General features: G+C 70.8%; 9 protein-coding genes. 3 read left to right on the top strand and 6 right to left on the bottom strand.

Going from position 1 to position 8,600, the window contains the following annotated elements; genetic code table 11:
* Positions 1-55 precede the first annotated feature (55 nt).
* From DEP02_RS16970 to DEP02_RS16955, 4 genes are all read right to left on the bottom strand, one after another.
* Positions 56-1,630, bottom strand: coding sequence for a DUF1996 domain-containing protein (locus DEP02_RS16970; RefSeq protein ID WP_112468245.1), 1,575 nt, complete (start codon positions 1,628-1,630; stop codon positions 56-58).
* A gap of 187 nt (positions 1,631-1,817) precedes the next feature.
* Positions 1,818-2,819 carry an NAD-dependent epimerase/dehydratase family protein gene (locus DEP02_RS16965; RefSeq protein WP_112468243.1) on the bottom strand — a complete coding sequence of 334 codons (1,002 nt, stop codon included), beginning with the start codon at positions 2,817-2,819 and terminating at the stop codon, positions 1,818-1,820.
* Between the two features lie 269 nt (positions 2,820-3,088).
* Positions 3,089-3,808 (bottom strand): SCO2207 family protein, encoded by a 720-nt coding sequence (locus tag DEP02_RS16960; protein ID WP_112468241.1) that lies wholly within the window; start codon positions 3,806-3,808, stop codon positions 3,089-3,091.
* Between the two features lie 120 nt (positions 3,809-3,928).
* Entirely contained in the window at positions 3,929-4,291 is a 363-nt protein-coding gene (locus DEP02_RS16955) for an ArsC/Spx/MgsR family protein (RefSeq protein WP_112468239.1), read from the bottom strand.
* A 255-nt stretch (positions 4,292-4,546) separates the two neighbouring features.
* Here DEP02_RS16955 and DEP02_RS16950 point away from each other — a divergent pair, with 255 nt between their 5' ends.
* The gene (locus DEP02_RS16950) at positions 4,547-4,861 is read left to right on the top strand and encodes a hypothetical protein (RefSeq protein ID WP_112468237.1); all 315 of its coding nucleotides are present in this window, start codon (positions 4,547-4,549) and stop codon (positions 4,859-4,861) included.
* Positions 4,862-4,913: 52 nt separating this feature from the next.
* Here DEP02_RS16950 and DEP02_RS16945 read toward each other — a convergent pair whose 3' ends face one another.
* Positions 4,914-5,318, bottom strand: coding sequence for a DNA glycosylase AlkZ-like family protein (locus DEP02_RS16945; RefSeq protein ID WP_438947768.1), 405 nt, complete (start codon positions 5,316-5,318; stop codon positions 4,914-4,916).
* A gap of 84 nt (positions 5,319-5,402) precedes the next feature.
* Positions 5,403-7,040 carry an alpha/beta fold hydrolase gene (locus DEP02_RS16940; RefSeq protein WP_112468235.1) on the bottom strand — a complete coding sequence of 546 codons (1,638 nt, stop codon included), beginning with the start codon at positions 7,038-7,040 and terminating at the stop codon, positions 5,403-5,405.
* A gap of 258 nt (positions 7,041-7,298) precedes the next feature.
* Here DEP02_RS16940 and DEP02_RS16935 point away from each other — a divergent pair, with 258 nt between their 5' ends.
* Both DEP02_RS16935 and DEP02_RS33510 read left to right on the top strand, forming a co-directional pair.
* Positions 7,299-8,042, top strand: a complete 744-nt coding sequence (locus DEP02_RS16935; RefSeq protein ID WP_232839165.1) for a hypothetical protein — start codon at positions 7,299-7,301, stop codon at positions 8,040-8,042.
* A 293-nt stretch (positions 8,043-8,335) separates the two neighbouring features.
* Positions 8,336-8,600 (top strand): hypothetical protein (locus DEP02_RS33510; protein WP_157977469.1); only part of this gene is annotated, 265 nt, incomplete at its 3' end.

Below are 8,600 nucleotides of genomic sequence, written 5' to 3'. Positions count from 1 at the left end.
CGGCGGCGGGAAATCCCGCCGCCGGCCTTCTTCACCTGGTCACCGGCTCAGTGCGTCACCGGCAGTTCCGGCCCGAGTTGATGCAGTTGGCGATCTTGTTCGCCAGGCCGTTCTTCGTGATGTTGATGAAGTCGTCGTGGTCGGTGTGCGCCTTGTGGAGCTGCTCCGGGAAGCCGTCCACCGCGTAGGCGTTCGTCACCACGCCGTTCTCGATCGTCGGCCGCGGCACGTCGTAGACCAGACGCATCGTCAGCTGCGGGATCCGCTTGAAGCCGTTCTTGCAGTTGCCGTTGGCGTCGGCGAAGTCCACGTGCGTACGGTGGTTGGCGCTGTCGATGTTCTGCCCGTCCCAGCAGCTCTGGAAGGCGAACGTGCGGACCATCCTGCTGCCCTCGGGGCAGATCGGGTACTGCTCCGTCAGCTGGACCTTGTTCTCGAAGCCGGTGCAGCTCCAGTGCGCGTTGGCGTTCGCCAGACCGTTGGTCGTGGTCTTGGCGTCACCGGTGATGATGCGCAGGAACTGCGGCATCGCGACGACCTTGCCGGTCGGGCTGCCCACGTACTTGATCTGGGCCTGGAGCGGCTTCAGGATCCGGCCGACGTTGCCTTCCTTGCCGCCGCCGTCCGCGTCCTGGTCGAAGGCCTGCGAGCCGTCCTGGACACGGACCACCGGCCAGTAGTACGACGACAGGTCGTTCTTGTTCTGGCAGCTGGTGCCGCCCTGCAGGAACGTGTCGTTGCTGGCGAACGCGTCGATCTTCTGGTTGCCGACGTAGTCGTGCAGGTGGTGCGCGCCGTTCTTCACGCCGGGTGCCACGATCACGTTGTCGGTGTTGTGGTTCCCGTTGGCGTTCACACCGCAGACCGTGGTGAACGTACCGGTCGAGGCGTTGCGGTTCTTGCGCGGCTTCGGCGGGACGTTGGGCTGGACCGTGGTGATGTCGACGAAGTCCGCCGCGACCGGGCCGTTGCCGGCCTGACCGCCGATGCCCTGCTGGCCGCCGTTGTCCTGGCCGCCGTTGTCGTCGCCCTGCTGGCCGTCGTTGTTCTGACCGTCCTGACCGTCCTGACCGTCCTGGCCGTTCTGACCGTCCTGGCCCTGCTGGCCGTCCTGGCCGTCCTGACCGTTCTGGTCACCGCCCGCGTTCGTCTGGTCCGCGGGGGTGCCGGTGCAGTTGGCGAGGTTGTCCAGGTCGCCGGGGGCCCTGCCACCCGCCCGGTTGATCTCCAGCTTGATCCGGTCGATGATCACCTTCCGCCGGTCCTTCAGCGGACCCAGAATGGAGTTCTGGACGAAACTCGCATCCCTGACCTGGGCGTCCCGTGTGGTCGCCAGGCGCTGGTAGGCGTCGGTGATCTGGCGGTCGAGCGTGGCGAGTTCGCCGTCGACCTCCCCACGGGCCTGCTGCGGCACGTCGGTGAGCTTCTGGCCGATGTCCGGGCACGAGATCGTCGCGACCTGTGCACTGGCGGCCTTCGTCTGGCTGCCCCACGCGTTGTTCTTCGACTCGTGCGCGGAAGCATAGTAGTTCGCCCAGACCAGCCCGCCCCCACCGAGCGCCAGGGCCGCCGCCCCGGCTATGACCTTGGTGGCCAGCGGCATACGGCGTTTTCGTGTGTTGCGTCCCATGGAACTCCTCTGAACTTCCTTGCGGGGCAGCATTGAGGCGCCCGACAGGAGTGAAGCGGCTCCCTTCCATACGGACGTGGTCCCAGGAGTGTTCAGCCGACTCACGAATCGACGCGAGATTCTTGAGCCGAATGCGTTTCAACTGCCGTTCTTATGCGGTCAGTTGCTCTGACCTCACCTGCAGTGGTCAGTGGCCGGCGGCTCCGAGCACCCTCGCCTCCAGCACCGGATCGATCCCCTTGAGCGTCCGGTCCGGGCGTTGCGGTGCCGTGCCGCCGATGTCCTGCAGCCACGTCCAGGTGTCGGTGACCGTTTCGGTGACGGGGCGGCAGCGAAGGCCGGTGGCGAGGGCCCGGGAGACGTCGGCGCCGTGCAGGGCGTTGTGGGCCTCACTGCCCGGGGGCACCCAGACCGGGAGCTGGGTCCACGGTTCGATGCCCGCGGCCAGGATCGTGTCCGGGTCGGTCCAGCGCAGGTCGGCGTCCGCGCCAGTGGCCTGGACGCAGGCGTCCAGGAGTTCGCCCGTCGTCGCGTGCCCCTGCGGGCTCAGCAGGTTGTACGGGCCGCTCAGCTCCCGCTCCGCCGCGCCGAGGATCCACTCGGCGAGGTCGCGGACGTCGACGTACTGCAGGGGCAGGTCGCGCGGACCGGGCGCCAGTACGGGGCCGCCCCGCGCGATCCGGGTCAGCCACCACGGCAGCCGGCCGACGTTCTCGTACGGCCCGAGGATCAGCCCGGCCCGGACGAGCACCGAGCGGTCCGCCCCGAAGGCCTCCACCGCCGCCAGCTCGCCGCCCCGCTTGTCCCGGAGGTAGTCGGTGGCGTCCGCGTCGGCCCGCGCGCCCTCGACCAGGGGTGCCTCCTCGGTGTAACCGGCGGGCGGGGCCCAGGCATACACCGAACAGCTCGACACGTACACGTACCGTCCGGCGCGCCTCCGCAGCAGCCGCGCCGCGTCCTGGACCGCGCGGGGCGCGGACGACCAGGTGTCGACGACGGCGTCCCACGCGCCGTCCGTGAGCGCCGCGAGCCCGTCGGGCGCGGTGCGGTCGCCGCGCAGGAACCGCGTCCCGGGGACGGGCGCGTGCCGCCCCCGGTTGAAAACCGTCACGTCCCAGCCGCGCCCGGCCGCCGCCTCGGCGACGGCCCGCCCGGCGAACTCCGTACCACCCAGCACCAGAAGTCTCATGCCGGTGACTGTGCCCTGCACGGTCGTGGGACGGAACCCAATCTGCCGAGGGCAGAGAGGACCAGTGCCCGGCCGGCGGGCGCCGGGGCGATTCCTGCCCCCTGACACGCCCGGGCCACCGGGCCGGCGATCCCCCCGTACGGTCGCCGGTCCGGTGGCCTGACTGGACGTGCCGGTCCTGCCGCTCCTGGCCGGGAGCAGCAGGACCCATGACACGCACGGTGTGGCGGCCCTGGCCGCACATCACCGGTTCGCTGTCGGGGCGAGCGTCACCCCACCTTCTCGATCAGCGCGCGGCGGATCAGGAACTTGCCGGGCTCGCGGACCTCCTCGAAGGCAGTGTTGTTGAGCAGGACGCAGCTGCCGGAGACGGAGGTGACCTTCACCGTGGTGGACTTGTTGTTGTCCAGGTTGGTGACCTTCAGCGTCGTACCCGCCGGGAACTGGTTGCTGGACGCCGCCGGCGCACCGCCCTCGCCGGAGAGCGTGACGGTGGAGCCCTGGCACACCTGCTGACCGGACGCCGCGGCGCCACCGCCCGCGTTCCCCGCGTCGCCGGCCTGCTCGCCGCCACCGGCCTGCTCGCCCGCCTGACCGCCGGCCTGTTCGCCAGCCTGCTGGCCGTCCTGCTGCCCGTTCTGGCCCTGCTGCCCGGCCTGGGAGTCCTGAGCCGACTCCCCCACCGTGCAGCCGGACGCGGCCTGCTTGCGCTTGATCTCCTCGATGACCGCTTCGCGGTTGGCGATCCGTGCCTCGGACTGCGCGTCCGGGTCGGCCCGCTGGCCCTCGATGAACTTCTGGTTGTTGCCGAGGGCGGTGGCGAGCCCCTGACAGACCGTCGAGTCCCCGGTGGACAGGGTGCGCGCGCTGTCCGGCTGCGAGGCGTTGGACGTGGCCGCCATGGCGAAGGCCCCGCCTCCCGCCACCGCCGCGGCGCTGACCAGCAGCGCGACCTTCTTCTTCGTGCTGAGAGTTCTCCTGCGCGACATGCGCGCCTCCTCCAAGAGGTAGGGGAGCGTACGCCGCTATGTACGAGATACCGAACGAAGTTACTCAGCGGTCGCGGGAGTCGGTTGATGTAACCTGCGTCACAACAGACTGGCGTGGGCTCACTTCCGCCCGAGCGCGTCCCGCACCGCCTCCTCCGTCCGCGCCACCACCGCCGTGCCGTCGTCGGCGGTGATGATCGGCCGCTGGATCAGCTTCGGGTGCACGGCCAGCGCCGCGATCCAGCGGTCACGCGCACCGGCGTCCCGCGGCCACTCCTTCACCCCGAGCTCCTTCGCGGCGGCCTCCTGCGTCCGGGTGATGTCCCACGGTTCCAGCCCCAGCCGTTCGAGCACCTCCCGGATCTCGCCCTCGGTCGGCACGTCCTCCAGATAGCGGCGGACGGTGTAGTCGGCACCCTCGGCGTCCAGCAGGCTGATCGCGCTGCGGCACTTGGAACAGGCCGGATTGATCCAGATCTCCATACGCCAAAGGTATCCACCGAACGCCCCCCGACGCTGCCCCCGTACGGCTCCGACGGAACGGCCTGTTCGAATTTCTGCCGCCTCGCGCACCTCGTGCGAAGCAACTGTGACAGGACGCCAACTAGCCGCCCGACCTGCATATTCACGGGCTCCGCAGACCCCCTGATGTCAGTGCCGGGCAGTAAACTGGAAGCAGTGTTCGAGAGTGTCGCGGGAAGTTTCTCCACGGCGCTCCCACCGGACAGGAGGATGCCTGTGCCCGCTGCCGCACTGAAGCCGAAGCCGTTGCCGACCCAGTCCACCGCGAAGCGTCCCGTCCTGCTCGACCTGCCCTACGAGCCCGTGCAGAAGCGGCCGTTGCCGGCGGGGCGTCCGCGCGAGTGGTACGTCACCCACAACCGTCGCCTGAAGGCGATGCGGCTCGCCATCGCCCTGCTCGACTCGGGCGTCTACCTGCCCAACCAGGCCCGCAACGAGACGATCCGCGGCGCCGCGGAACTCATCGGCGTCCACCCGCCGTCGGACACGACGTGCCACATGGTGCGGGCGCTGATGCGGTACTCGCGCTGAGCCGGGACTCGCCGGGCATCCCGTGGGCGCGGGGTGTCCGGCGAGTCCCGCACTATGCCGTCAACTCCCTCTCCAGCGGTGTCCGGAAGCGCGGCGTGACTCTCGTCGGGCCCAGCAGGCTCCGCAGGCTCTCCGCCCGCCGGGCGATCGCCTCCTCCGCCTCCGCGCCCACCCCATCCCGGCCCAGGATCCGCCAGACGATCTCGCCGTCGGGGCGCTGGGCCCAGGCGCCGACCACCCGGCCGTTCCACCACACCGTCGGGCCCACGTTGCCGCTGCGGTCGAACAGGGACGGCCACAGCTCCGGCGGCAGGTACCAGTCCCGCTGCTGCCAGCCCATCGCCGTGGGATCGAGGGCCGGCAGCAGCGCCGCCCCCGCTCCGCCGGCCAGCCGATGCCGCCACGCCAGCCTGGCCCGCCGCTCCGCCACCCCGATGTACCGCGGCTCCCCACTCATCGGACCTCCACCCGTAGTCGTCCTGGCGGCATCCTCCCCAACTCCCCGACGCCACTGACATCGGTCCCCGTCGCCGGGTTCATGTCAGCCGTGCCGCTCCAGCAGCTCGCGCACGTACGCCTCCAGCCGGTCGCCGAGCACTTCCGGTGTGAGGTCGGTCCGCCCCAGCTCGCGCCAGGGACCGGCGAGCTTGGCCGCGTCCGGGGCGTAGGACAGGGCGTCGAGCAGCCGCCAGTACAGGTGATCGGGGCCGTCGGCGAGCGGCCGCCCGCCGTGGGCCTCGTAGCGGTCCCGGAAACGCAGGCCGTGCTCGGGGCCGTGCAGCAGTGCGAGCGCCGTCGAGCAGTGGGCCACGTCCAGGTCGGCGGGGCCCCAGGAGGTCTCCACCCAGTCGACGACGCCGCTGATCCGCAGATCGTCACCCGTACCGGTGAACAGCACGTTCCCGGGGTGGAAGTCACGGTGCAGGAAGCAGTCCTCGTACGCAGGAGGCTCGCGGCGGAGCGCGTCCACCGCACGTTCCCACAGCCTCCCCGGCCGGGCGCGCACCCGCTCCGGTGACGTCCAGGCCTCGTACCGGCGCGGGCGCTCGTCCGGCACGACGCCGTGGATCCGCACGAGCTGCGCCGCCAGCAGGTCCAGGCGTCGCTCCAGATCCTGCTCGTCGACCCGCACCCGGCCTGGCAGCCGTGACATCAGCAGGGAGGGATGGTCGCAGTGCTCGGCGGTGGCGTCGACGGCGACCGGTTCCGGCACCGGGATGCCTTCCCGGCCCGCCAACAGCGTGAGGACGGTGGCCTCCCGGGTGAGCAGCCCGGGAGCGTGACGCCGGAAGAAGGGCTTCACGAACGTCCGCAGCACCAGCCCCGTACTGTCGTCGAGTGTGAGCGCACGCATCTGGGAGCTCCAGCCGCCCCGCAGCGGGTCGGTGCGGCTCACCGTGCGACCCTGCGGCAGCTGCTTGGCCACCCAGGCGTTCGTCGCCGTCCAGCCGCGGTCGCCCAGTCCTGTCAGGACCGCGTCGACGAAGTCCCGTCGAGCGTCGGCGTGGTCGCGGAACCACAGGCCCAGCTGGTGTTCGGCGTCCGGGAGTTCCAGGCGGGCGAGCTGTGCACGGGCGGCGAGCGCGTCCTGCACGGCCTCGGTGACGGCGGGCGGGATCACGGCGTCCGTGCCCGGCACCGCGAGCACCGCCCGGCCCTCGTAGGCGCGCAGCACGTCGAGTGCCGGAGCCGTACGCCAGCCGTCGGGACGGCGGATGACCTCACTGAACCTGCCGTCGCCCGCACCGAACGGTACGTCCCACGCCTCACCGGCGTACACGGCCGGCGCGCACAGACCCAGTGCCGCCACCCGCTCCCCGTAGTGCCCGACCAAGTCGGCCACCGTCTGGCCACTCATGCTGAACCCGACCAGGATCAGCGGGCCGCCGGCGGGTATCCGGGCGTCGATCACGGCAACCGCCTGCTCGAACCGTCGGCGCAGGCTCAACTCCCGCAGAGTGCCGGTGCTGTCGCCGTGCCCCGAGAAGTCGAACGCGACACCGTGGCAGCCACGGGCGACGAACTCGTCGAGCAGCGGCAGCAGCCGCTCCTTGCTGCCGTTGCCCGCGCCGTGCAGCAGGACGACGCTGGGCCGGTCCGGGGCACTGTCGTCACCGCCGTACACGCCGCTGAGCCGTTCGCCGTCGTGGTCGTGACCGAAAGGGGAGAGCTCGCTCATCCCGCCATTCACTCACAGGGCCCCAGGTCCCGTGGCCGTCCCCGCATACTCGACACAGACCGCGGCACCGCTCAACGACCCATGTTCACGGAGGCCCGCCATGGGCTCCGTCGTCCTTGGGCGCGGTTCCTCCCGAGTGACGGCCGCGATCAAGTGGTGAGGTCATGGTTCCGCTGGTGAGTGCGTCAGGCGGCATGCCGAAAAACCCTGCGGCGGGGAACCGGGCCGCGTCGGGATACTGGGCCGGTGAGCAACGCCATGGCTGAGTGCGAAGCGGTTACCGAACAGTTGAAGCGAAGGGTCTACCTCGGCCTGCGCGAGGACAACCTCGACCCACAGCAAGTCGTCGCCCTCGCCTGCGAACTGCTCGACTGGTTCCACTGCACCGACGCCGTCCTGGAGGTCGTCGAACGGAATCCGGCCGAGGTGCCGCAGGCGGAGATGGCAGCCCTGGCCCGGCGCATCCTGGACGACGTGGGTTTCGAGCCGGGCTTCGACCTCGCCCCCGAGCGTTTGGAGACGTTGCGCGACGCGCTGCGGATCATGGCCCGCGACCTGCCCACGCGGGGGATCGGGGGCGAACCGGAGATCGAGGTCCGGGAGGACTGGTTCCCGGCGGGAGCCGGTGTCCGCCTTGCCGACGGTGAAAGGCTCAACCGGGGCGGCCACATCCTGCCGAGCATGTGCGACGACCCGACCACGGCACTGACCAGCCTGACGACCATGATCCAGGAGAGCCTGCTCGAACAGACCCGGCAGGTCTGGCCGGTGTGCCCCCGACATGACCTCGGCGTCCACGGCTCGGAGCGGGAACGCGAAGTCGTGTGGTGGTGCGCGGGCGATGGCGGACACATGCTGGCGCCGGTCGGCGAACTCGCGCGCGCTCTCGGCCGCCGTCGCCCCAAGCAGGACTGTCAGAGAGGGGACCGGGCGACGAGCTCACTCGCCGCCGAGCCCAGCGAGCCGCTGTCACCACCTCCACCAGTGGTCGATCCCTTGTAAGGAGCGGCGGAACGCCACGTGGGTAGCCTCTTGGGGCCCGCATATGGCTGATGCGGGACCGGTGCGGCAGTACACGCCGTCAACTGGGACAGGGCCTCCTGCAACTGGTCGGACGTAATGCCCGACCCTGCTGATTCGGAGGGCTGTCAGGACCCTGACGGGCTTGGTGCGCCCGAAGGCGCGCGTGGGTGTGTCGACGGCCATGTCGTACGTGGTCACTCCGCGCGGTGTGGTTTGTGGCGGGCGACCTGTAGGCGGGCCTCGGTGGGCATGTCAGGGAAGCCGGTGGACCGATGGGCGGTTCGGAGCGGGCCTTCGCCAAGGGCATCGAGGGCGGCGCCGGGTGCAGCCTGAGGGGTGAGGGTGAGCCTGACGCGGGTGCGGGGGTGGGCAGGCCGGCCCGTGATGCGTACGGCCGCATGCTCAACCCCCGGCAGGACACCGGCTTCGGCGGCGATCGCGTCGCTGAGCGCTCGGTCGCGCAGTTCGACGCCTTCCTGCGGGGGTGTGCCGCCGACGGGCAGCGCTCCGGGGCGGCGCCGGCGCAGTTGGGCGAGC

The organism is Streptomyces triticisoli (assembly GCF_003270085.1).
Taxonomy (GTDB): Bacteria; Actinomycetota; Actinomycetes; order Streptomycetales; family Streptomycetaceae; genus Streptomyces; species Streptomyces triticisoli.
Note: the sequence above shows the minus strand (reverse complement) of the source record. Positions and strands in the feature narration are given on the sequence as shown.